Source organism: Mesorhizobium sp. M0276 (genome assembly GCF_040321755.1).
Classification (GTDB): Bacteria; Pseudomonadota; Alphaproteobacteria; order Rhizobiales; family Rhizobiaceae; genus Mesorhizobium.
Window position 1 is genome coordinate 46,420 of the sequence record NZ_JAMYSC010000037.1, and the last position, 23,073, is coordinate 69,492.

Consider the following 23,073-nt stretch of genomic DNA (forward strand, 5'->3'; position numbering starts at 1 on the left):
CCTGGGCAGGCTTCGGCGGCAGCAGCTACGCCGATTATCTTCTCGTCGTCATGACCGGCTTCCTTGTTATCGCGGTGGCGTTGCCGGCCGTCGCCGGGCATGTCTGGCATCGGCACCGCCCGTGGACACCCGCGAGTATCGGCAGCTTCGAGGATTGGATCGCCGGCGAATTCGATCTCGGCCAGGGCAACCGCGTTGCCTCCAAAGAGAGCGCTGCTCGAAATTCTGCTGCCGCTTGCCGCCGTCCACTTCGGCATGACAGCCTTCGCGATCGTGGCGCTACTGGCCAGCTGACCGTCGGCACGTCCAGGCATTGGCCAGATGAGAAATTCTTTGGGCCATCACTAGAAACGAAACGTACCGTTCCTATTTGCTTTGTGTCATCACAAACTCTCTGGAGCCTCCACATGCGTTACAACCAGCTTGGAAATACGGGGATGTTCGTCTCCGAACTCTGCCTCGGCACCATGACCTTCGGTGCCGCCGGCGAAAATGCCCAATGGGGCCTGATCGCCAGCCTCGATCAGAAGGGCGTCAACGAGATCATTGCCCGCTCGCTCGCCGCCGGGGTCAATTTCTTCGATACCGCCGACGTCTACTCCTTCGGCGCGTCCGAACGGCTGCTCGGCCAGTCGCTCAGGGATCTCGGCGTCAACAGACAGAATGTGGTCATCGCCACCAAGGTGCACGGCGCCATGGGCGAAGGCCCCAACCAGCGTGGCTCGTCACGCGGACACATCATGGATTCGGTCGACGCCAGTCTCGAGCGGCTGCAACTCGACCATATCGATCTCTATCAGCTGCACGGCACCGACACCGTGACGCCGATCGACGAGACGCTGCGGGCGCTGGACGACCTCGTTGTAAGCGGCAAGGTCCGCTATGTCGGCGTCTCCAACTGGCAGGCCTGGCGCATCGCCAAGGCGCTCGGCATCGCCGACCGCAAGGGTTTTGCTCGCTTCGAGACCGTCCAGTCGTATTACTCGATAGCCGGTCGCGACCTTGAACGCGAGATCGTGCCGCTGCTCAATGGGGAGAAGCTCGGCCTGATGGTGTGGTCGCCGATGGCCGGCGGACTGCTGTCGGGCAAATACGGACCCGGCGCACCGGGCAATGGCGAAGGGCGCCGCGCTTCCTTCAACTTCCCACCGGTCAACGAGGACCGCGCCTGGGCGGCTGTGGCCGTCATGCGCGAGATCGCCAAAAAGCATGACGTGAGTGTCGCGACAGTCGCGCTGGGCTATGTTTTGGTCAAACCCTTCGTGATGAGCGTCATCATCGGCGCGAGCCGTATGGAGCAGCTGGAGCAGAATCTTGCGGCGTCGCAGCTGAAGCTCGATGCCGACGATCTCGTCAGCCTCGATGAGGTCAGCGCCTTGCCGGCCGAATATCCCGGCTGGATGGTGGAGCGTCAGGCTGCCGGCCGGCGTCCGGCGCCGTTCACGCCGAAACCATAACGCGGCCAATGCCGACATCTCGGGAGCCCATGGCCTCCCGAGTGCCAGTCAGCTCAGCCGAACGCTCTCCCCGAGAAAATCGAGAAAGGCGCGCACCCGCGCCGGCAGATGCCGGCCTTGGCCGACATAGACGGCGTGGGTGGCCTCCTCATCGCCTGGATTGAAATCCTCGAGCAGCGGCACCAGCCGGCCGGCAGCGATATCGGCCGCCACGTGCCAGCGGGCCAGCCGGGCGATGCCCGCGCCCGCCAGCGCCATCAGCCGCATTGCCTCGCCATCGCTCACCAGCGTGTTGCCGATGATTGGAACCATGATGGAGTTGCCAGCCGCATCAAGAAAAGGCCAACCGTCGAGGTGCCGCACGAAACCGAAGCCCATGCGGTTGTGCCTGTCGAGATCGGTCGGTGTCAGCAGCGTTCCGTGCGTTTCGACGTATGAGGGCGCCGCGACGACCACCACTGGGCTTTGCCCAAGCTTTCGCGCCATCAGCCGTGATTCGCTGAGCGGCCCGGCACGAATGGCGACGTCGGCACGTTCCGCCATCAGGTCGATGACGCTGTCGCTCAGCACCAGATCGACCGAAATCTCGGGATAGCGCTCGAGGAAGCGCGGCAGCAGCGGGATCAGCCGGTGCACTCCGAAGGGAACGTAGGTGTTGACGCGCAGCCGTCCGCGCGGTGCCGCACCCGCCGCGGCCTCCTGCTCGGCCGCCGCCATGTCGGCGAGGATGCGCAGGCCGCTTTCGTAGAACGCGGTGCCTTCCGGCGTCAGTTGCAGTTTTCGCGTCGAACGGCTGACCAGCCGCGCGCCGAGCCGCGCCTCCAGCCGCCCGATCAGCTTGCTGACCGCCGACGGCGTCATCCGCAATGCGCGTGCCGCGGCGGAAAAACTACCGTCCTCGACGACACGCACGAAGACTTCGATCTCGCCGGAGCGATTGATGTCGGGCCTAGCCATCTGTGAATCTATTTCACAGAAAATATGCCCAGCGCAAGTCTGGTTCACAATGCATGGTGACACGATCTTTCGGGCCGGGGCGCGGGACGGCGCTCGTCGCCATCGAAGTGGAAACCGCCATGCCTCTTGCTCTCTACGCCCTCGCCGCCGGTGCCTTCGGCATCGGTGTCACCGAATTCGTCATCATGGGTCTGCTGCTCGATGTCAGCAAGGATCTCGGCGTCTCGATCTCGGCCGCCGGCCAGCTCATTTCGGGCTATGCGCTCGGCGTCGTCATCGGCGCACCCCTGCTGACCATCGCCACCGGCAACTGGCCGCGCAAGACCGTGCTTCTGGCGCTGATGGCGATCTTCACGCTTGGCAATCTCGCCTGTGCGCTGGCGCCCGACTACTGGACGCTGATGGGCGCCCGCATCATCACCGCCTTTGCCCATGGCACCTTCTTCGGCGTCGGCTCTGTTGTCGCCACCGGGCTGGTCGCACCCAACAGGAAGGCCTCGGCGATTGCGCTGATGTTCACCGGCCTGACCATCGCCAACATCCTCGGCGTTCCCTTCGGCACCTGGCTCGGCCAGGCCTTGGGCTGGAGGTCGACCTTCTGGGCGGTGACCGTGGTCGGCCTGGCGGCCTTCGCCGTCATCCTGGCTCTGGTGCCACGCAGCCAGACGGCGCCCGAAAAGAGCGACCTGCGCGCCGATCTAGCCGTCTTGCGCCGCACGCCCGTCCTGCTCGGCCTCGCCACCACCGTGCTCGGCTATGCCGGTGTCTTCGCCGTCTTCACCTACGTCGCCCCGTTGCTGACCGAGATAAGCGGCTTCAAGGAAGCGGCGGTATCGCCGATCCTGCTCGTCTTCGGTGGCGGTCTCATCGCCGGCAATCTCGCCGGCGGCAAAGTCGCCGACCGCTGGCTGGTGCCGGCAGTGCTGGGCAGTCTCGTGGTGCTGGCCGTGGTGCTCGCCACCATGACCTTCGCCATCCACAGCCAGGTGATGGCCGTGATTTATGTCGGCCTGCTCGGTGCCGCCGCCTTCGGCACCGTGGCGCCGCTGCAGATGTGGATGCTGGACAAGGCGCAAGGTGCCGGCCAGAGCCTTGCCTCGTCCTTCAACATCGCCGCCTTCAATCTCGGCAACGCGGCAGGTGCCTGGCTCGGTGGCGCGGTGATTACCGATGGCCTCGGCCTTGGTGCGCTCACCTGGGTCGCCGCCCTGCTGCCGCTCGCGGCACTCGCCGTGGCGGGACTGGCGATGCGTCTCGATCGTCCCCAGGCGCTCGGCGCGCCTGCCTCCGTCCGGTCGTGAATATCTGAACCGGATTGATTTCGACACCCTTCTTCCACACCACCAGGAGCAAGAAAATGGACTATCGACGTCTCGGTGCTTCAGGCCTGAGAGTGCCCGCACTCTCGTTTGGCGCGGGAACCTTTGGCGGCTCCGGCCCACTGTTCGGCGCCTGGGGCAACAGCGACGCCAGGGAAGCGCGGCGGCTGATCGACATCTGCCTGGAGGCCGGCGTCACTTTGTTCGACACTGCCGACGTCTATTCGAACGGTGCCTCGGAAGAGGTGCTTGGCGAAGCGATAGAAGGCCGTCGCGATGCCGTGCTGATCTCGACCAAGACCTCGCTGCCGATGGGCGACGGGCCGGCCGATTACGGCTCGTCGCGTTCGCGGCTAATCAAGTCGGTGGACGCCGCGTTGAAACGTCTCGGCACCGACTACATCGACCTTTTGCAGCTACACGCCTTCGATGCCGGCACGCCGGTCGAAGAGGTGCTGTCGACGCTGGACGATCTCGTACGCGCCGGCAAGCTGCGTTATGTCGGCGTCTCCAACTTTTCCGGCTGGCAAGTGATGAAGTCGCTGGGGGAAGCCGGCAAGCACGGCTACTCGCGCTATGTCGCGCATCAGGTCTACTATTCGCTGGTCGGCCGCGACTATGAATGGGAGCTGATGCCGCTCGGCCTCGACCAGGGCGTCGGCGCTTTGGTGTGGAGCCCGCTCGGCTGGGGTCGCCTGACCGGCAAGATCCGCCGTGGTCAGGCGTTGCCGGAAAAGAGCCGGCTGCACGACACGGCAAGCTTCGGGCCGCCGGTCGAGGACGAGCATCTCTACCGGGTCATGGATGCGCTGGACGCGGTGGCCGGGGAAACCGGCAAGACCGTGCCGCAGATCGCCATCAACTGGCTGCTGCAGCGCCCGACCGTATCGTCGGTCATCATCGGCGCACGCAACGAGGAACAGCTGCGCCAGAACCTCGGCGCTGTCGGTTGGAATTTGACGCCGGAGCAGATGAAAAAGCTCGACGCGGCAAGCGAAGTCACCGCGCCTTACCCGTATTTCCCCTATCGCCGCCAGGAAGGCTTCGCCCGGCTGAACCCGCCGGCGGTTTGAGTTGGCAACCCCTGAACGGCGGCCCTGCCGCCGTTCAGTGCAAGACGAACTCGCCGTCCACCTTGCGCCATTCATTCGGCGCGATCAGCTTCTGGTGTGTGTAGCTGATCGAATGCAGCGGCCCGTCGAGCTTGGCCTTCCAGAATTCGATGAACTTGATCAGCACCGGAAAGTTCGGCGCCAGATCGTAATCCTGCCAGATGAAGCTCTGCAACAGATGCGGATGGTCGGGGAAATGATAGAGAATCTTGGCCGTGGTCAGGCCATAGCCTTTGAACATCAGGTCCATTTCGGAATGGTCGCGCATGGCAGTCCTCTTGGGTGGTCTCTGGTTGAGTCTCCTTTCCTCCCAAGGTCAGAGTGTGCGCGCCGTTGCTTAACTGTCTATTGATTTTTCCTGATCGAGAACGGGTTTTCCGCGCGAAAACATGCAGTTAGCAGCGAGCTGATCTGAGTGCTGACAGCCTTGGATAGGCCCCCTGCGGCATCCCGCCGCGCGAATCCAACGTCTAATATTGCGATGACGGACGAACTGGTAATAATGCCGCCGAATTCGCGGCAGCTTTGCTGCGATCCCGCCGGCGTTTCAAGCCGGCGGATCGGTTTGGGAGGGAAGTCCGGAATGTCCGAGGTTCATGTCCATCGCGTCCAGCCGGCGTGGAAGAAAAACGCGCTGATCGACAATGACACGTACCTGAAATGGTATGCCGACAGCGTCAAGAACCCGGACAAGTTCTGGGGCAAGCACGGCAAGCGCATCGACTGGTTCAAGCCTTACAGCAAGGTCAAGAACACCTCCTTCGATGGCAAGGTCTCGATCAAATGGTTCGAGGACGGGCTGACCAACGTCTCGGTCAACTGCATCGACCGGCACCTGAAGAAGCGGGGCAACCAGACCGCCATCATCTGGGAAGGCGACAATCCCTACGACGACAAGAAGATCACCTACAACGAGCTCTACGAGCATGTCTGCCGGCTTGCCAATGTGATGAGGAAGCACGGCGTCAAGAAGGGCGATCGCGTCACCATCTATATGCCGATGATCCCGGAAGCCGCCTATGCGATGCTGGCCTGCACTCGGCTAGGCGCCATCCACTCGATCGTCTTCGGCGGCTTTTCGCCGGATGCGCTGGCCGGTCGCATCGACGATTGCAAGTCGACCTTCGTCATCACCGCCGATGAGGGCCTGCGTGGCGGCAAGCCGATCCCGTTGAAGGACAACGCCGACAAGGCGATCGACATCGCCGCGAAGGCCGGAACGAAAGTCGAAAAGGTGGTGGTCGTGCGCCGCACCGGCGGCAAGACCGGCTGGGTAGCCGGACGCGACGTCTGGTATCACGACGAGGTCGCGACGGTTAAGGCCGAGTGCAAGCCCGAGAAGATGAAGGCCGAGGATCCGCTGTTCATCCTCTATACCTCCGGCTCGACCGGCAAGCCGAAGGGCGTGCTGCATACCACCGCCGGCTACCTCGTCTACGTCTCGATGACGCACCAATATGTCTTCGACTATCATGACGGCGATATCTACTGGTGCACCGCCGACGTCGGCTGGGTGACCGGCCACAGCTACATCGTCTACGGCCCGCTCGCCAACGGCGCCACCACGCTGATGTTCGAAGGCGTGCCGAACTATCCGTCGCAGTCGCGCTTCTGGGACGTCATCGACAAGCACAAGGTCAACATCTTCTACACCGCGCCCACGGCGCTGCGCGCGCTGATGGGCGCCGGCGATGCGCATGTCACCAAGACGTCGCGCAAATCGCTGCGCGTGCTGGGTTCGGTCGGCGAGCCGATCAACCCGGAAGCCTGGGAGTGGTATTTCAACGTCGTCGGCAACGGCAAGGTGCCGATCGTCGACACCTGGTGGCAGACCGAGACCGGCGGCATCCTGATCACGCCGCTGCCTGGCGCCACCGATCTCAAGGCAGGTTCCGCGACGCGGCCGTTCTTCGGCGTCAAGCCGCAGCTGCTCGACGGCGAAGGCAAGGTGCTGGAGGGTGCCGCCGACGGCAATCTGTGCATCACCGATTCCTGGCCCGGCCAGATGCGCACCGTCTATGGCGATCACGATCGCTTCATCCAGACCTATTTCTCGACCTACAAGGGCAAATACTTCACCGGCGACGGCTGCCGCCGCGACGCCGATGGCTATTATTGGATCACCGGTCGCGTCGACGACGTCATCAACGTCTCCGGCCATCGCATGGGCACGGCAGAAGTCGAATCCGCGCTTGTCAGTCACGACAAGGTTTCGGAAGCCGCCGTCGTAGGCTATCCGCACGACATCAAGGGCCAGGGCATTTACTGTTATGTCACGCTGATGGCTGGCGAGCAGCCGAGCGAGGAATTGCGCAAGGAGCTCATCGCTCATGTCCGCAAGGAGATCGGTGCCATCGCTTCGCCCGACAAGATCCAGTTCGCGCCCGGCCTGCCGAAGACGCGCTCGGGCAAGATCATGCGTCGCATCCTGCGCAAGATCGCCGAGGATGATTTTTCGGCACTCGGCGACACCTCGACGCTGGCCGACCCGGCCGTCGTCGACGATCTGATCGCCAACCGGCAGAACAGGAAGGCTTGATCCAAACCAGGACTGCACTTGCACGGTCGGTCGATCGCCCGGCCAGCATCGAGGTCGGCGACACGATGAGCGTCCTGTAAGCTACCGGTACAGATCCGCCCGCGTCGGCGGCAGCCCGCTTGGGCCACGCGCGCGCTTGGTGGCGACGGTCTGGAAAATCTGCGCCGAGGCCCGTTCGAAGGTGATCGAACAGCCGGTCAGGTAGAGCAGCCACAGGCGTGCCTTCGGCTCGCCCACCTCGGCGATTGCCTCTGCGAAACGTGCACGCAATCGCTCGGCCCACAACCTGCAGGTGCGGGCATAGTGCTCGCGCAGGTTCTCGACATCGTAGACAAGAAAACCATGCGCCTCGAGATTGCCGAGCGTCATGCCGATTGTGTCGAGTTCACCGCCGGGGAAGATGTATTTGATCAGGGCCTTGTATTCCGGCCCCTTGCGCAGGGTCTTTTTCATGTCGCCCTTGCTGCGCCTGGTGATGGCGTGATGCAGGTAGATGCCGCCCGGATTGAGCAGGCGATGAACGGTCGAGAAATAAGCGGCATGGTTGGCAAGGCCGAGATGCTCGAACATGCCGATTGACGATATCTTGTCGAACGAGCCGGAGAGTTCCGTATAGGATTTTATCTCGATGGTGATGCGGTCCTCCAGCCCCTCGGCGCGGATGCGCTCACGGGCAAGACTGGTCTGCGCCTCCGACAGCGAGACACCATGGCCGATGACGCCATAGTTCTTCGCGGCATGGATGAGCATCGCTCCCCAGCCACAGCCGATGTCGAGCAGTCTTTCTCCGGGCTTCAGCCGGAGCTTGCGACAGATGTGGTCGAGCTTGTCGATCTGCGCTTGATCGATGCTGTTGGCGAAATCTTTGAAGTAGCCGCAGCTGTAGACCATGCGCTCGTCGAGGAAGAGCCGATAGAAAGCGTTCGAAATGTCATAGTGATGCTGGATCGCTTCCTGGCTTGAACCGCTGACGAAGGGATTGCGTCCTGAAAGATCGGTCCGCGCCGTCATCTGTTTCCTTGAAAACAGCACTGCCGGCAGGTCCCGCAGGATCGCCAGCTTCGGCAATGTCTTCAACTTCGTCCTGAGTTTGCCTTGCGAGGGCAAGGCGTAGAAATCGAACAGCGATCCCTCTTCGATGTCGACGGTCTTGGATATCCACATTTCGATCAGCGTCGAGAAGGTGGGGTGGCGGACCATCTGCCAGACGATGTCCTGGTCGTTGATGGTGAGCACCGGGCCGGTGACCGGGCCGATCCGTTCGCCGGTCCACAATCTGACCGCGAAGCCTGGCTTCAGCGTCTCGATGATCGTTCGAACGATCCGAGCTGCCTTGTCGGCTGCCTCCATGACAATCCTCCCTCCCTTCTAGCTTGGTCAGGTTGAGTTTGCCCGTCAGACCGGTCGGTCGCAATCCCGCGGAAAACCCGCTGGCGCCTTTTTCAACACGACGCCTTGCCATTTCCCAAATGAGACCCCATCATCTCGGAGTGTTCAACAAATCGAAAGGAGGTGATCCGATGTCGAGTGATTTCGTTTTCCAGAACGTGGCCTCAGCGGATTGCACTTTCGGGAGGCAGTCTTCCCGTTAAGGCGCGAGATGCGCGGCGGGTGACCTGTGTCATCGCCATAGGGCCGCGCCACGGACGGAAACACGGAAGGCCGCCAGCTTCGCAAGAAGCGGCGGCCTTTTCCTTTTTGCGGATTACTGGGTCAACATGACCTTTTCGGTGTTGCGGATGATTTCCTGAAAGGCGGAGTCCAATTCTGCTCCGGTGGAAACTTCGAAGAAATGTCTCTTGGCGGCGGAGACGTCCTTCGATGAACAGTCCTTCAGCACCGCCTTGGCCTGGTCGCGCTCGGTTGCCGACATGTCCTTGTCGTTCAGATCGAAGCCGATGGTGAAAATCTCGATGCCGTCGCTTTTCATGTTGCCGCACAGCGTCTCGGCGTTGCCGCGCGCAAGGCTGCCTTGGCTGTTGTAGCTGCTCCCGACGCCGGCGAAGGCGGTGTTGAATTGGCCATCGGTCATCAGGATCGCTACCTTGGCGATCTTCTTCGGATCGGCATCCGAGGCGCCTTTGCCCAGACCGGCATTGTTGATCGCAGTGCGCCATTGCGGCGACAGCATATAGTAGGTCCACTGAATGGCGATTGCGCCGGCCGTGTAGCCATCGGCCCGGAAGGCGTCGATCGAATCCAGCAATGCGCTGGACTCGGCGGTCAGCGGGATCACTTTCGCATCAGGGCACCTGTTCATTCCCCCGCCACCGAGATGATCATCCCGGTTGACCAGGGCGTAATATTTCTTGCCGTTCCCGTCTGCCCGAACCGTGTCCGGGCCGTCGGCGCTCAAATCCGCATCGCCGTTTTTGTCCTTGCGCTCCGTGGCGCAATTATCCGGGTGCGGCATCGCCGCGCCAACAATGGAGATGTAGTCGTTGAAGGACGGCAGCAAGTTTTTGCCAGTCTTGGCGACGAGAAGCGAACCGCCGGCGACCGGCGGTAGCTCGGAACTCCCTTGCTTCTCGGCATAGACGTTTTCAGCCAGCTTGCCGGCATTCACGCCAGATGCGTACGGCACAATCGCGACGCGAACGCGGGGGTTCTTCGGATCCTGGTTCCGGAGCATGGTCTGGACGGCGTTTTTCGCAGCTGCTTTCAGATCGCCGATCTTGTCGACGTTGCCCCGCTTCGCCATCGATCCTGTTATGTCGAGCATCATCGCCACTTCGATGGTCTTGTCCGAATAGAGCGCCGTCGTGGAAGCGGCGACGCGTCTCGTATCGCTCATGCCGAAAATCGGGAAGAACAAGGCAACATCGACATGGGCATCCACTTGGACCGTCTTGGCGGTCTTGTCGACGATCAGCCGGTCAAGGACGACCTGGCCAGCTTGTAGAATTCCGGCGCTATCGTTGGCGTCGAGAAAAGCCTTCACCGAATTGTTGGCATCGGCTTCCTTGATGACCCCAGTGGTCAGGTCGCGTGCCGTCGATGTCACCGCGGCGTCGACCACGCCTTGGAGGCTCGATTTGGCATTGTAGAGCTGCGAGATGTTGACCGAAAAGCCCGCAGCCAGCGCCAAGACCGAGGCGCTAAGGCCGAACAGGACTGCGAAATTTCCACCGCGATCCCCGGCGAACCCGCCGACCGCTTGAACAAGACCCCCGTAATTCCGCATCCTACAGCCCCCGCTTGCCTCGGCCTCGTCGCCGCAGACAAGGCAATGCAGGATTCCCGCCGGACGACGCCGCTTGGCCCCGAAAGCACGCCCACCCTTCAGCAAGACGTTGTTTTTGCTTGATTTCGTCCTTTGCGAAGGTGAATGACTGGTAAACAGAACAACGCGCGCTGCGGCTGCGTTTACGAGCTGGTTACCATCCTCGAGACGAGCCAATCGAAGAAGGCTCAACGACGTCCTGTTGCGGCACAGGGCCTCTGTGCCGAAGCGGACCAGCTGTTCCGAAACCGCAGCATGCGAAATGGTCGGTCCGACGCCTCGCGACTAGGCCAGCATCTGCGCGCTGACGGTCCTGTCGATGCCGCGATAGGGCGGGTTGAACAGATTGCCTTCCTGCTCGTAGGTCCACACCTTGAACAGGCTGAGCCGGTGCTGGCCGAAGCTGTGCAGCAGCGGTACGTCGGTGGCGTCGCGGCCGCGCGCGATGACGACGCGGCCGATCCTCGGCATGTTGTGGCGGGGATCGAACGTATACCACTTGCCGTCGAGGAACACTTCCAGCCATGCCGAGAAATCCATCGGCGCCGGATCGATCGGCACGCCGATGTCGCCGAGATAGCCGTTCACATAGCGCGCCGGAATGTTCATGCAGCGGCACAGCGTGATCGCCAGATGAGCGTAGTCGCGGCAGACGCCGACGCGCTCCTCATGCGCCTGGGCCGCGGTGCGGGTCGAGCGCGCATAGCCGTAGCCGAACGACAACCGGTTGTGGACATAATCGACGATGGCTTGCACGCGCGCCCAACCAGGCGGGATGTCGCCGAAGAGCTGCCAAGCCAGGTCACTCAGATGATCTGTCTCGCAATAGCGGCTGCCCAGGAGATAACCGAGCACCTCGTCCGGCAGGTCCGCCACCGGCACTTCCCTGGCCACTGTGTTGACCTCGTCCGTCTCGCCGCTGTCCTCGATGACTGCGTCGTAGAGGATGCGAAAGCCGCCAGCGGGCGCGGTGAAGCGGCGGCAGCCATTGCCGTAAGGATCGTGGTAGAGCCTGGTCGACACGGCAGGCGATGTCAGCACCCGCGTCTGCCGCTTGATATCGGCCTGCCTGTCCTTGTGGATCTCGAGCAGCGAAATCACCGGTGTGGCCGCAGTACATTCGATGGCGATTTCGTAGCCGAGCCGGATCAGCATCGCAGTCCCCCTTCGATTTTCGCGGAAAGCAGTTTGTTGGAACGCGACAGAACGCGCTGTGGTTCCCATTAGGACGTCGCCTTTTCAACAAAACAGCCAGCTTGCGAATGGTTCGCCCAGCCATTTCCCTCGTAGGCTATCGGTGGCGAACCTACTGACCAAGACTTAGACCTACTGACCGACCTTGGAATGAGCTCCGCCCGACGGGGCCGCACCAGCGGTCGAGGTGACCGCGTCGCAATATTTCGAGGAATGTCGCCGACGGCACGAAGAACAAAGTGCCGGTGATGGCGCGGCTGGGTGCCGCTGTTATGAATATGGTGACGGTTGACCGTGGAGCTCTGTGACCTAGCTTAAAGCTCATGATGGACCGGCCACGGCCGGAAATGATGGAACGGTACGCAAGATTTCTCGGGACGTTGAAATGCAGAGGCGCTGCGCTGGAGGGACCTCGAGGCAAGTGACTACTTCGCGAGCGATCCAAGCCTTGGCCAGCGCCAAGGGGAGGGCCAAAACACCGCTTCACGAGCTTAAGAATACACGCAAGACCGCACGGGCACGCCAATGCCAAATTATCTTGCTGAGATTTACGCGAACGACGCAGATATTGCCGTACTGGGCGCGATAGCATTACTTGCGTCAGTAGGCATCTTTCTTGTGCTTCGGCGCATCGCTGTCGGAGTGCAAAGGCGGCGGCGCCAAAAACCAGACGCCGACCTGAGCGAAGGCCTATCCTATCGTTCCGGGGTGGCTCCTTGGGACTGGCAATGCCCGGTCGACCCTGCAACCGAGCGTGTACCTTCTTCTCCGGTTGCAGCTCTCTCAGACACGGCACACCCGAATGTTCGGCCTTCGAATGCCAATTACCAGCAGTTCGGGGTGCGGGTCGAACATTTCGACGCAAGTTCCGAAGCTTGGGCGCGCTCGTCAGTGGCCCGGACCAGTGCTTTTGCTTCCGCAACCCCGCAATCCGGCCGACTTGCGACATCCATCAGAGAAATCGCTGACTATGTCTATAGGCAGGCGGCGGTCAATTTTGCCGCTCTAAGCGAACCGGTGCTGTGGATTCTGAGCCGTGCGCCGACACAATTAGCCTTCGCGGAACGCGGGAAGCGAATCAGTGGGTCAGCATGGGACCAATTGCGTCGCAAGGCTGCTCAGTCGGTCAATCCGGCGCATCGCGGTTTGAAGACCACAGCTCAAACGGGACGATCCAACCTGGATCCCGACCCGGCCATCGCGACGGCTTCACCCTCTCGCGTTCTCAGGCCGATCGGTCTTGTACTCCGTTTGGGCGCCGCAATCTGTCTGGCCGTGCCGCTTGGCTATGCGATGACGAGACAAAACTGGATCGAAAGAGCCCCCGCCATTTCGCCGGCGCAAGGCCACGCCAATCCGGAACCTTCGCGATCCTTCGAGCTTCCGGCGAGTGCTGCGCTAGGCATGCATGGACCAGCCCAGGGAGACGGGCGCACGAGTGTCGAATTGCTCAATTCCGATCTTAAGGCTACTCGGGCGCAAATCGGGGCAGCTCGTGCTCAGGCAGCCGCTGCGAGGGAATTGGCCGGCCAGAAGCAGCGGGCGGCGGAAGGCGAGCGCGCCAGGAGCGCCGCTCTGCAGCAAGCGCTCCTCGATTCGAGCAAGCAGATCGACGCGCTGAGGGCAACCATGGCAGCCGCCGACAATGCACACGAGGAGCGAATGCGCAACGAACTCGCGGCAGCTCGAACCCTTGACGCATTTCGACGCATTGCGGGAGATGCCCGCACGCTGCTGCGCGAGACCGCCAACTATGTTTTTGTAGAGATGCCCGCTGCTCATCTGGAGCGTCAGCGAGCGGAGCGGCTGGCGCGCGATTTATCGCGAGCGCGGGCGCAAATTGAACAGCTTGCGATCGACGCCGCCAAGGATCGCGCCAAGGCCAAGGTTTCGCTGGCGCAAGCGAGCGGAATGCTCGATGACGAGCGCCGGAAGTCTGCGGATCTTCGTGGCGATCTCGCCAAAGTCAAACTGTCCAATGCCGCGCTCGTGAAGCGCGCGGACGCGGCTGAGCAGGGACGGACCGGTGCAGTCACAGCGAGAGAGCGTGCTGAACAGACTGCAGCCGAGACGGCACGGGCTCTGGACCGAGAACGCGCTGCAGCAGTTTCGATCCATGAGGATCTCGACAGAGTTCGCCGCGAGCGCGACGCCGCCCGAGCACTCGTGGCAGGGGTCGCCGACTTGAAGACGGCTCTGGACAAGCAACGTGAAGCCGCTGCTACTCTTGCCCGCGACTTGGCCGCCGCACGCGCCGACAATGACAGGCTCAGGACTGAGCGTCCCAGCGCGCAGATCGAGCCGCCGCTGAGGACGCGTTCTGCCCGCGCAGCAGCCGCGACCGGCCAAGTGAAGGCTGTCAGCCAGAAGACTGCACGCAGCAAGGTTCGCAATCCATCGCGGATGACCAGCGTGCGTTCTATCACACTTCCCTATTCGCTCAGGCCGAGACAAGCGACGTTGGAGTGATTTCCAAAACGACTGCGCGATCCCTCTTTGAGGCCCCGAAGGTCATAGCTACGCCGTAGGCCAGGATGAATCATCTCTTTCGAATTCGTCCTGCTCCCGTCGGCGAGGAGTTCTGTGCGATGCGCTATGTCAGTCCGATCACGCTGCCTGTCGCATTCAATTCGCATTTGATCGGCGCCCGCCGCGTCTCTACGTTGCTTTGCCGTACATAGTCGATGCTGACCTCAATGGGAGCCGAGATCGTATCTGGGCTCAGGCGATGTATGAAACCTGCGCTGCTGACGCGCACGCTGGTCGCACCGAACGGGGCGGCGGCCGACTCGATTGCATCATGGCAGGCGCGAACGACTTTATTCGGGACGCCCGGCCGCGCTACGATTGGACTGACCGTTGATGAATTGTTGCTGTCGCTGGAAGGCTGCAGGGTGGGCGGGAGGCCGAGCGACTGTCCGCGGTCTGCGGACGGGACGATACTGGCCGTAGTTGGCGCTCCTACGGTCGTTGTAGTGGTACCGGTCTCGCCGTCGTCCGGCGGTGAACTGCCGCTGGGGCTGGGGTCGCCGCCAAGCCCTTTCTGCGGGCCGCTGTTGCGGCCTTCGCTGCGATGGGTGCCAGCACCATGGCCTCCGCCGTCATTGCCTCCACCATTGTCAGCATGATGGCCGCCAGCGCCTTGCCCTCGGCCACTCTGGTCGCCGGCTGCAGCGCCTGCGCCAGCTACCGCGATGGAGCAAGCGACTGCGAGAAATGCCCAGCTGTATCCACGGGATTGACGCACGACGACCTCCATAAGTGTGTCGGTCTGGCCGTCGTTCCGCGGCATGCAGTCAGAACGGCACAACCGCCGCTGCCCCCAAAAGCAAACTCGCGAGTAAGGCGCCCAGGGAAGCAATTAGGGGAGGAGTCCGGCGTAGCAAGGCCCCGGGCACTTAGACCTAGCCGGGGACCAAAGCCGCCACGCCGGCAAGCAGCGGGACGGGCCGTCGGACAAAGTACGGCAATGGTTACGGCGAATCTGCGCGACTATCGGCCCTTTCGATTGCCGAGCGACCCAGCTACCGATTTGCGCAATGTTGAGCCGACCTGGAGGAGTTAGCCATTCCAACATTGCGGAGGACCATCGAAAAGATGACCCTCGCGCCTTCCCATAAGGATGCTGCGACGTTAGGTTCGGCGACCGCCACAAGCACTCCCGTGACTCAAGGAAAACCATGTTCGCAGGCAGAAAATTCGCGGCCTTCCTCTTCGACATGGATGGCACGCTCATCAATTCCATCGCCTCTGCGGAGCGAGTGTGGAGCGATTGGGCACGCCGCCAGGGTCTGGACGTCGCCGCCTTCTTGCCGACGATCCATGGCGTGCGCGCGATCGAGACCATCACCGGCCTGGCACTCCCAGGCGTCGACCCGGCGCACGAGGCTGATCTGCTGCTGAAGGCCGAGGCGGCCGATCTGGATGGCATTCTCCAGATCGCCGGCGCCGTGGCGTTTCTCGATGCGCTGCCGCCCGAGCGCTGGGCGATCGTGACCTCCGCGCCACGCGAGTTGGCGCTGTTGCGCATGAAGGCTGCCAGCATCCCTGTCCCGGCCGTCATCGTCGCGGCGGAAGATGTTTCCCGCGGCAAGCCGGCGCCCGATTGCTTCCGGCTTGGCGCGGAGCGGCTCGGCTTCGACGCGCGCGACTGCCTTGTGTTCGAGGATGCTCCGGCTGGCATCGCCGCCGCCGAGGCAGCAGGAGCCGCGGTCATGGTCATCAATGCCACGCACCAGCATCCGTTGCAAACGCAGCATGCCGCAATCGCCGGCTACGACATGATCGGCATCACCTTGGACGAAGATGGCTGGATCGCGCTCGAGCCGCAGCGCAGCGCCGCTTAGGGTGTGTTGAGATTCAGGTCAGGCCGAGTCGAAAGCGGTGGTTTCCGAGAACCGGAGCGGAGCGTACCTAAAGTACGTGAGCACCGGAAGCGCAGGGAACCGCCGTTTGCAGACCGGCATCACCTGAATATCAACATACCCTTAGAAGTCGCTGGTCAGGCCCTTTACCTCCCAATCGCCATAGCGACCGGGCTCCTTGCCGCCGCGGCCGCCGATTTCCTTCGGCGCCGCTGCTTCCTTCTCCAGATATTCTATACGTCTTGCTTCGGCTTCCGCGAGCGCACGTCTGGCTTCCGGCGTCAGTGCCTTTGGCGCGACGTCATCGCCGGGGTCGACATCGGTTTTGCTGGGCTCGTCGTTCATGCGATATTTCCAGTGGATTGAAACAGGACCAGGCGTTTCCCATCATATAGCGATGAACCTACAACGATCGACCCTTTTTCGCTCCCATCTGGACAGGAGCAGACGATGAACACACTTCGCACCGCCATGCTTCTTGCCGCGATGACGGCACTGTTCATGGGCGTCGGCTTTTTGATCGGCGGAACCGGCGGCATGATGATCGCGCTGCTGATCGCCGCCGGCACCAATCTGTTCAGCTACTGGAACGCCGACAAGATGGTGCTGTCGATGAACCGCGCCGTCGAGGTCGACGAAAGGACCGCCCCCGAATATTACGCCATCGTCCAGTCGCTGGCCAAACAGGCCGGCCTGCCGATGCCGAAGACCTACCTGATCGACAATCCGCAGCCGAACGCCTTCGCCACCGGCCGCAATCCGCAGAACGCGGCGGTCGCTGCGTCCACAGGTCTGTTGCAGGCTTTGACGCATGAAGAGGTCGCGGCTGTCATGGCGCACGAACTCGCCCACGTACAGCACCGCGACACGCTGACCATGACGATCGTCGCCACCTTCGCCGGCGCCATCTCGATGCTCGGCAATTTCGCCTTCTTTTTTGGCGGCAGTCGCGACAACAACAACCCGTTCGGCTTTGTCGGCGTGCTGGCGGCGATGATCGTGGCACCCTTTGCCGCGATGATCGTGCAGATGGCGGTCAGCCGGACCCGCGAATACGAGGCCGACCGGCGCGGTGCCGAAATCTGTGGACACCCCCTCTGGCTGGCATCGGCCCTTGACAAGATCGCCCGCGGCGCCGAACGCATCCGCAACCCCGATGCCGAGCGCAATCCGGCGACCGCGCATCTCTTCATCATCAATCCTCTTTCCGGCGAGCATATGGACAGTCTGTTTTCCACCCACCCGAACACAGAAAACCGCATCTCTGCTCTCCAGGCGATGGCGCAGCAGATGCAAGGCGGCGGCACTCAAGTTCCTCGCCGGGCCCAGACGCCGCGAGCCGACGAACAGCGGCCATCGGGCCCATGGGGACAAGCCGCGCAGCCCGAACAGCCGGCGGAACCCGCCAAGCCGAAATCCAACCCATGGGGTCGCAACCCGACCGGGCCCAAGGGCCGGTGGTCGTGAGCGTGGCGGACCGAGGGCCGCGACGCACGGTTTCAGGTGACCAGGAACACAGAGGCGGCGGCGACATCGTTGCCGGCCTTGCCGCCCGCAAAGCCGCCGCACGACTGCTTGCCGCCGTCATCGACGCAAGGACACCTCTGGACGGGTTGACCGACCACGAGAACGGCCATCCGCAATACAAGGCGCTAGACCTACGCGACCGCGGCCTCGTGCGCGCCATTCTGGTTACAGCACTGCGCTATCGCATGACCATATCAGGGCTGCTGGCGCGGCGCCTGGAGAAGCCGCTGCCACCCAACGCGACCGCGCTGTCGCACATATTGCATGTCGCGGCTGCACAGATCCTGTTCCTCGACATTCCCGACAGCGCCGCAGTCGACCTGGCCGTGACCCATGCCAAGTCCGATCCGCGCACGGTGCGCTTCTCCGGCCTGGTCAACGGCGTGCTGCGCACGTTGGCGCGTGCCAAGGAAACGGAACTTCCTGCCGCTCTCGCCGCTACCGACGAAGCGCCCAAATGGTTTTCCGACCGGCTGAAGGCAACTTACGGCAATGACAAGACCCGACAGATCCTGGCAGCCCACCGCGTCGAGGCGCCGGTCGACTTTTCGGTCAAGGCGGATCCCAAGCTTTGGGCCGAAAAGCTCGGCGGCATCGTCCTGCCGACCGGCACGGTCCGGGTGGAAAGGCTTGCCGGGCCCGTCACCGAACTGCCCGGTTTCGCCGACGGGGCCTGGTGGGTCCAGGACGCCGCGGCCAGTCTGCCGGCCCGATTGTTCGGCGATGTCAGCGGGCTTCATGTTGCCGATCTCTGCGCGGCCCCCGGCGGCAAGACCGCACAGCTCATTCTTGCCGGCGCCAAGGTTACCGCCGTCGACACCTCGAAGAACCGGCTGGTGCGGCTAACGCAAAACCTCGACCGTCTCGGTCTGTCCGCCGAGATCGTCCAGGCCGACCTGCTCAAATACGAGCCGAAGGAATTGTTCGACGCCGTTCTCCTCGACGCGCCCTGCTCGTCGACCGGAACGGTGCGGCGGCATCCCGACGTGCCATGGACCAAGACGGCCGCCGATGTGGAAAAACTCGCGGACCTGCAACGCAGGCTGCTCGCCCGCGCCGTCACGCTGGTGAAACCCGGCGGCAGGATCGTCTTTTCGAACTGTTCGATCGACCCGCTCGAAGGCGAGGACCTCTATCGCGCCTTTCTGGCCGGCACGGCTGGAATAGCCAACGATCGGGTGCAGCAAGGCGAAATCGCCGGCATCGATCCATTCCTGACGCCGCACGGCACGCTGCGCACCACGCCCGCCGACCTCGATCTTGGTTCGCCCGGGATCTCCGGTCTCGACGGCTTCTTCGCGGCTCGTATCCGCCGAGCCGGCTAAGGATCTAACTGCCCGGAGTTACCGGCTTTTTTAGCGACGATCGGGGTCAAAACCGGGTGAACCGGCATCGTGCCGTGGAATTCGCCTTCGCACGAGTCTTGCAATCATGTAAACTCGACGTCGGGGTATTGGACGATCAGGAGGGGTTTTGGCACTTGCTGCCAGCAGCACGACGCGTCTGTGGACGCTTGTCGCGAAGGAGTTCTGGCGCAAAACGCGCCGGCGCCTGCGTGCCGGGCCGGTCTACCGCTGGCGCTATTTTGGCCGCACGCCGGAACGTGTGCTGATCGCACCGCCGGACCTGCGCCTCGCCGACCCGCAGATCGCACTTGAGATCTACTATGGGCGCTATCCCCTGTCGGGGCATCTGGTCGAGACCGGCGGCAAGTCGCCTTTCCAGATCAACGTGCCCAATCATGGCTGGCAGAAAACGCTGCACGGGTTTCGCTGGCTGCGCCACATGCGCGCCGCCGGCACCGAGCTTGCCGCCGCCAACGCCCGCGCCCTGGTTTCCGACTGGATCGTTATTCATGGCAGCCATATTTCCGGCGTCGCCTGGGAGCCCGGCACCGCCGCCAAGCGCATCATCGCCTGGCTGCAGCACTCCTCGGTCGTGTTGCAGGGGGCCGAGTTCCCCTTCTACCGCGCCTTCCTGAAATCGCTCGCCGTCCAGATCCGCTATCTCAGGTCGATGGCGCGCGAGATGCCGGACGGCAAGGACAGGCTGCGTGCCCGCATCGCGCTCGCTTTCGCGGCTTTGTCCTTGCCGGCGCCGGCATCGGCGCTGCGCGGCGCGACCCGCAATCTTGCCGCGGAACTCGACCGCCAGATCCTGGCCGACGGCGGGCATATTTCGCGCAATCCAATGGTCGTCCTGGAAATCCTCGCCGACCTTCTGCCGCTGCGGCAAACCTATGCCAATCAGGCGGAAACACCGCCGCAGGCGCTGATCGGCGCCATCGACCGCATGCTGCCGGCGCTGCGCTTCTTTCGCCATCAGGACGGCAGCCTCGCCCGCTTCAACGGCATGGGCGCCACCATCCACGACCGCATCGCCACCATCCTGCGCCACGACGACACCGCCGGCGCGCCGTTGCTGCATGCGCCGCATTCCGGTTATGAGCGCCTGTCGATGGGCGGGGTGACGGTCATCGCCGACACCGGCCTGCCGCCGCCGATCGACGTGTCCAACGCCGCACATGCCAGCTGCCTCGCCTTCGAACTGTCGTCCGGGCGCCAGCACTATATCGTCAATGCCGGCATCGACACCTATGGCGCGGCTGAATTCCGGCCGCTGGCGCGCGCCACCGCCGCGCACTCGACCGCCACCATCAACGATACCTCGTCGGCACGCTTCAGCCATTCGCTGCGCGTCAACGACCTGCTCGGTTCGCCGCTGATCGGCGGCCCGCAGCATGTTCAATGCAAGCGCATCGACCAGAAGGGCGTTCAGGGGTTCATCGCTCGCCATGACGGTTATGTCGCGCGTTTCGGTTTCTTGCATGAACGCGAACTGAAGCTCTCCTCGAACGGCAATGTGCTGGTCGGCAGGGATCGCTTCCAGCGGCCCGGCAATGCGTCGATCCGCAACAACGGCCGCGACTTCGTCACCGTCCGCTTCCACGTCCACCCCGACATCAAGCTGTTGCAGGATGAGCATGATCGCCTAGTGATGACCGCCGATCAGGCCGACAACTGGGTATTTACTTGCGCCGAAGTGGTGCCGGAGGTTGAGGAATCGATCTATTTCGCCGGTCTTGGCGGCCCGCGCCGCAGCCGCCAGATCGTGCTTGCCTTCAAGGCCTCGGAAGTTGCCGAAGTCCACTGGCAGCTGACGCGCACCAGCATCGCCGGTTACCCGGAAAACAACTGAGCCTGCCGTGCGAAAGCAGCCGGCCCGCTCAAGCTTGCTGCGGGACACCGAAAGCGTCGTAAGTAGTGAGCGAGGGCGGACCGGCGAATGCGAAGCGGATCTTGTCGACCATCGCCGCCGCCTGGCCGCTTCGGTCATAGCGCTCGGCATCCTCGACGGTGCTCCACACTGTGATCGCCATGAATGTGTCGCTCGCCTGATGTTGCTGCAGCAGCACGGCGCTGATGTTGCCGCTTGCAGCGCGGATGGCGGGGATCGCCTCGGTTTCGTAGATCGCCCGCAATTGCTCGGTCGTGTCCGGCAACGCCTTGAATTGGCCAACACGCACAAACGCCATCGATTCTTCTCCTCCGCCAGCAAGACAAGGTTATATATGGGCCAGCAAATTGCACACGAAAACGTCGGCGCTTGATTTCCGGGCGTCATGTGCTACGGCCCCCGGATGCTTCAAATCAAGTCGTGAAAGGCCGCCAGCCCATGGCCGTCGCCGCCAAGAACATTCCAGCACCTGACCTCGTTCCGGTGCGTCGCGCCCTGCTCTCCGTTTTCGATAAGACGGGCCTTCTCGATTTCGCCAAAGCGCTGGCAGCGGCCGGTGTCGAACTGGTCTCGACCGGCGGCACGGCAAAGGCGATCGCCGAGGCCGGCCTCGCCGTGCGCGACGTCTCCGAGCTAACCGGTTTTCCCGAGATCATGGATGGCCGGGTCAAGACCTTGCATCCCAGCGTGCATGGCGCGCTGCTTGGCGTGCGCGACGACCCGGATCATGTGGCTGCAATGCGCAAGTACGGTATCGAGCCGATCGATCTCGTGGTGTCCAATCTCTATCCGTTCGAGGAGGTCCGCCGCTCCGGCGCCGATTACGCCTCGATCGTCGAGAACATCGACATTGGCGGACCGGCAATGATCCGCGCCTCGGCCAAGAACCACGCCTATGTCGCCATTGTCACCGATCCCGGCGACTACGCCTCGGTGCTGAACGCGCTGGAAATGAACATCGGCTCGCTGTCGCTGGATTTCCGCAAGAAGCTGGCGGCCAAGGCCTTTGCCCGCACCGCCACCTATGACGCGGCAATCTCCGGCTGGTTCGCCGAAGCGCTTGAGATCGAGCACCCGACATGGCGCGCCTTCGGCGGCAAGCTGGAAGAGGTCATGCGCTACGGCGAGAACCCGCATCAGAGCGCCGGCTTCTACCTCAATGGCGACAAGCGGCCCGGCGTCGCCACGGCGCAGCAGTTGCAGGGCAAGCAGCTCTCCTACAACAACATCAACGACACCGACGCCGCCTTCGAACTGGCCGGCGAATTCGATCCCGACCGTTCCGCCGCGGTTGCCATCATCAAGCACGCCAACCCGTGCGGCGTCGCCGAAGGCATCTCGCTGAAGGCGGCCTACGCCAAGGCGCTGGCCTGCGATCCGGTCTCGGCCTTCGGCGGCATCGTCGCTGTGAATCGGATCCTCGACGCCGCGGCCGCCGCAGAAATCGTCAAGACCTTCACCGAGGTGATCATCGCGCCCGGCGCGACCGACGAGGCAGCGGCAATCGTCGCGGCAAAGAAAAATCTGCGCCTGCTGGTCACCGGCGGCCTGCCGGACCCGCGCACGTCAGGCACGACGGTCAAATCAGTCGCCGGCGGGCTGCTCGTCCAGTCCCGCGACAACGCCGTCGTCGACGACCTGGAGCTGAAAGTAGTGACCAGGCGCGCGCCGACGCCGGCCGAAATGGCCGACCTCAAATTCGCCTTCCGCGTCGCCAAGCATGTTAAGTCCAACGCCATCGTCTACGTCAAGGATGGCGCCACCGTCGGCATCGGCGCCGGCCAGATGAGCCGGGTCGATTCCTCACGCATAGCCGCGCGCAAGGCGCTCGACGCCGCCGAGGCCGCGGGCCTTGCCGAACCGCTGACCAAGGGCTCGGTCGTCGCTTCCGACGCCTTCTTCCCCTTCGCCGACGGACTGCTGGCCGCAATCGCCGCCGGCGCCACCGCCGTCATCCAGCCTGGCGGCTCGATGAACGACAAGGACGTCATCGCCGCCGCCGACGAGCACGGCATCGCCATGGTGTTTACGGGCGTCAGGCATTTCCGGCATTAGCTGCCTTACCCTCCCCCTTGTGGCAGGGGAATCGCACATGAGTACAAAGGGACTCTTGTGTGGTGTGCGGAAATCGATTCTGAAAGGAC

General features: G+C 63.0%; 17 protein-coding genes. 10 read left to right on the forward strand and 7 right to left on the reverse strand.

Annotation, left to right across the window (positions count from 1 at the left end):
* Positions 1 to 407: 407 nt before the first annotated feature.
* On the forward strand, positions 408 to 1,457 hold the full coding sequence (locus tag NKJ01_RS25395) for an aldo/keto reductase (RefSeq protein WP_352732042.1): 1,050 nt from the start codon (positions 408 to 410) through the stop codon (positions 1,455 to 1,457).
* A gap of 48 nt (positions 1,458 to 1,505) precedes the next feature.
* Here the strand turns inward: NKJ01_RS25395 and NKJ01_RS25400 are convergent, their stop codons facing one another.
* Complete coding sequence (locus NKJ01_RS25400; RefSeq protein WP_352732015.1) at positions 1,506 to 2,414, reverse strand: LysR family transcriptional regulator; 909 nt, start codon at positions 2,412 to 2,414, stop codon at positions 1,506 to 1,508.
* 119 nt (positions 2,415 to 2,533) lie between these two features.
* Between NKJ01_RS25400 and NKJ01_RS25405 the strand changes: the two genes are divergently transcribed.
* Together NKJ01_RS25405 and NKJ01_RS25410 are read left to right on the forward strand one after the other, a co-directional pair.
* Complete coding sequence (locus tag NKJ01_RS25405; RefSeq protein ID WP_352732044.1) at positions 2,534 to 3,715, forward strand: MFS transporter; 1,182 nt, start codon at positions 2,534 to 2,536, stop codon at positions 3,713 to 3,715.
* A gap of 56 nt (positions 3,716 to 3,771) precedes the next feature.
* The gene (locus tag NKJ01_RS25410) at positions 3,772 to 4,806 is read left to right on the forward strand and encodes an aldo/keto reductase (RefSeq protein WP_352732017.1); all 1,035 of its coding nucleotides are present in this window, start codon (positions 3,772 to 3,774) and stop codon (positions 4,804 to 4,806) included.
* Positions 4,807 to 4,840: 34 nt separating this feature from the next.
* On the opposite strand, the gene NKJ01_RS25415 is transcribed toward NKJ01_RS25410, so the two are convergent.
* Complete coding sequence (locus tag NKJ01_RS25415) at positions 4,841 to 5,113, reverse strand: usg protein (protein WP_352732019.1); 273 nt, start codon at positions 5,111 to 5,113, stop codon at positions 4,841 to 4,843.
* A 315-nt stretch (positions 5,114 to 5,428) separates the two neighbouring features.
* On the opposite strand from NKJ01_RS25415, the gene acs reads away from it, so the two are divergent.
* Complete coding sequence (gene acs, locus NKJ01_RS25420) at positions 5,429 to 7,384, forward strand: acetate--CoA ligase (protein WP_352732021.1); 1,956 nt, start codon at positions 5,429 to 5,431, stop codon at positions 7,382 to 7,384.
* An 81-nt stretch (positions 7,385 to 7,465) separates the two neighbouring features.
* On the opposite strand, the gene NKJ01_RS25425 is transcribed toward acs, so the two are convergent.
* The 3 genes from NKJ01_RS25425 to NKJ01_RS25435 form a co-directional block, all read right to left on the reverse strand.
* Positions 7,466 to 8,734, reverse strand: a complete 1,269-nt coding sequence (locus NKJ01_RS25425) for a class I SAM-dependent methyltransferase (protein WP_352732023.1) — start codon at positions 8,732 to 8,734, stop codon at positions 7,466 to 7,468.
* A gap of 355 nt (positions 8,735 to 9,089) precedes the next feature.
* Entirely contained in the window at positions 9,090 to 10,568 is a 1,479-nt protein-coding gene (locus tag NKJ01_RS25430; RefSeq protein ID WP_352732025.1) for a pilus assembly protein TadG-related protein, read from the reverse strand.
* A 324-nt stretch (positions 10,569 to 10,892) separates the two neighbouring features.
* A complete protein-coding gene (locus NKJ01_RS25435; protein WP_352732027.1) occupies positions 10,893 to 11,762 on the reverse strand; it encodes a transglutaminase-like domain-containing protein in 870 nt (289 codons plus the stop codon).
* 1,560 nt (positions 11,763 to 13,322) lie between these two features.
* On the opposite strand from NKJ01_RS25435, the gene NKJ01_RS25440 reads away from it, so the two are divergent.
* Both NKJ01_RS25440 and NKJ01_RS25445 read left to right on the forward strand, forming a co-directional pair.
* Positions 13,323 to 14,270 (forward strand): coiled-coil domain-containing protein, encoded by a 948-nt coding sequence (locus tag NKJ01_RS25440; protein WP_352732029.1) that lies wholly within the window; start codon positions 13,323 to 13,325, stop codon positions 14,268 to 14,270.
* A gap of 1,211 nt (positions 14,271 to 15,481) precedes the next feature.
* Positions 15,482 to 16,147: an HAD-IA family hydrolase gene (locus NKJ01_RS25445; protein ID WP_352732031.1), complete on the forward strand. Its 666-nt coding sequence runs from the start codon at positions 15,482 to 15,484 to the stop codon at positions 16,145 to 16,147.
* A gap of 141 nt (positions 16,148 to 16,288) precedes the next feature.
* Here NKJ01_RS25445 and NKJ01_RS25450 read toward each other — a convergent pair whose 3' ends face one another.
* Entirely contained in the window at positions 16,289 to 16,510 is a 222-nt protein-coding gene (locus NKJ01_RS25450) for a DUF1674 domain-containing protein (protein ID WP_023762523.1), read from the reverse strand.
* A 105-nt stretch (positions 16,511 to 16,615) separates the two neighbouring features.
* On the opposite strand from NKJ01_RS25450, the gene htpX reads away from it, so the two are divergent.
* The 3 genes from htpX to NKJ01_RS25465 all read left to right on the forward strand — a co-directional run bounded on the left by htpX (position 16,616) and on the right by NKJ01_RS25465 (position 20,890).
* Positions 16,616 to 17,632: a zinc metalloprotease HtpX gene (gene htpX / locus NKJ01_RS25455; protein ID WP_352732033.1), complete on the forward strand. Its 1,017-nt coding sequence runs from the start codon at positions 16,616 to 16,618 to the stop codon at positions 17,630 to 17,632.
* A complete protein-coding gene (locus tag NKJ01_RS25460) occupies positions 17,629 to 19,017 on the forward strand; it encodes an RsmB/NOP family class I SAM-dependent RNA methyltransferase (RefSeq protein WP_352732035.1) in 1,389 nt (462 codons plus the stop codon). The genes htpX and NKJ01_RS25460 overlap by 4 nt, the downstream gene beginning before the upstream one ends.
* A gap of 148 nt (positions 19,018 to 19,165) precedes the next feature.
* A complete protein-coding gene (locus NKJ01_RS25465; protein ID WP_352732037.1) occupies positions 19,166 to 20,890 on the forward strand; it encodes a heparinase II/III family protein in 1,725 nt (574 codons plus the stop codon).
* Between the two features lie 28 nt (positions 20,891 to 20,918).
* On the opposite strand, the gene NKJ01_RS25470 is transcribed toward NKJ01_RS25465, so the two are convergent.
* Complete coding sequence (locus NKJ01_RS25470; protein ID WP_023762528.1) at positions 20,919 to 21,227, reverse strand: putative quinol monooxygenase; 309 nt, start codon at positions 21,225 to 21,227, stop codon at positions 20,919 to 20,921.
* A gap of 140 nt (positions 21,228 to 21,367) precedes the next feature.
* On the opposite strand from NKJ01_RS25470, the gene purH reads away from it, so the two are divergent.
* Positions 21,368 to 22,984 (forward strand): bifunctional phosphoribosylaminoimidazolecarboxamide formyltransferase/IMP cyclohydrolase, encoded by a 1,617-nt coding sequence (gene purH, locus NKJ01_RS25475; RefSeq protein WP_023762529.1) that lies wholly within the window; start codon positions 21,368 to 21,370, stop codon positions 22,982 to 22,984.
* The last annotated feature ends 89 nt before the right edge of the window (positions 22,985 to 23,073 follow it).

Excerpts from the sequence above, each read along its gene's own strand:
- NKJ01_RS25395 (WP_352732042.1), top strand. The coding sequence starts at position 408 with ATGCGTTACAACCAGCTTGGAAATACGGGGATGTTCGTCTCCGAACTC.
- htpX (WP_352732033.1), top strand. The coding sequence starts at position 16,616 with ATGAACACACTTCGCACCGCCATGCTTCTTGCCGCGATGACGGCACTG.
- purH (WP_023762529.1), top strand. The coding sequence starts at position 21,368 with ATGGCCGTCGCCGCCAAGAACATTCCAGCACCTGACCTCGTTCCGGTG.
- NKJ01_RS25425 (WP_352732023.1), bottom strand. The coding sequence starts at position 8,734 with ATGGAGGCAGCCGACAAGGCAGCTCGGATCGTTCGAACGATCATCGAG.
- NKJ01_RS25445 (WP_352732031.1), top strand. The coding sequence starts at position 15,482 with ATGTTCGCAGGCAGAAAATTCGCGGCCTTCCTCTTCGACATGGATGGC.
- NKJ01_RS25470 (WP_023762528.1), bottom strand. The coding sequence starts at position 21,227 with ATGGCGTTTGTGCGTGTTGGCCAATTCAAGGCGTTGCCGGACACGACC.
- NKJ01_RS25400 (WP_352732015.1), bottom strand. The coding sequence starts at position 2,414 with ATGGCTAGGCCCGACATCAATCGCTCCGGCGAGATCGAAGTCTTCGTG.
- NKJ01_RS25450 (WP_023762523.1), bottom strand. The coding sequence starts at position 16,510 with ATGAACGACGAGCCCAGCAAAACCGATGTCGACCCCGGCGATGACGTC.
- acs (WP_352732021.1), top strand. The coding sequence starts at position 5,429 with ATGTCCGAGGTTCATGTCCATCGCGTCCAGCCGGCGTGGAAGAAAAAC.
- NKJ01_RS25405 (WP_352732044.1), top strand. The coding sequence starts at position 2,534 with ATGCCTCTTGCTCTCTACGCCCTCGCCGCCGGTGCCTTCGGCATCGGT.
- NKJ01_RS25435 (WP_352732027.1), bottom strand. The coding sequence starts at position 11,762 with ATGCTGATCCGGCTCGGCTACGAAATCGCCATCGAATGTACTGCGGCC.
- NKJ01_RS25410 (WP_352732017.1), top strand. The coding sequence starts at position 3,772 with ATGGACTATCGACGTCTCGGTGCTTCAGGCCTGAGAGTGCCCGCACTC.
- NKJ01_RS25415 (WP_352732019.1), bottom strand. The coding sequence starts at position 5,113 with ATGCGCGACCATTCCGAAATGGACCTGATGTTCAAAGGCTATGGCCTG.
- NKJ01_RS25430 (WP_352732025.1), bottom strand. The coding sequence starts at position 10,568 with ATGCGGAATTACGGGGGTCTTGTTCAAGCGGTCGGCGGGTTCGCCGGG.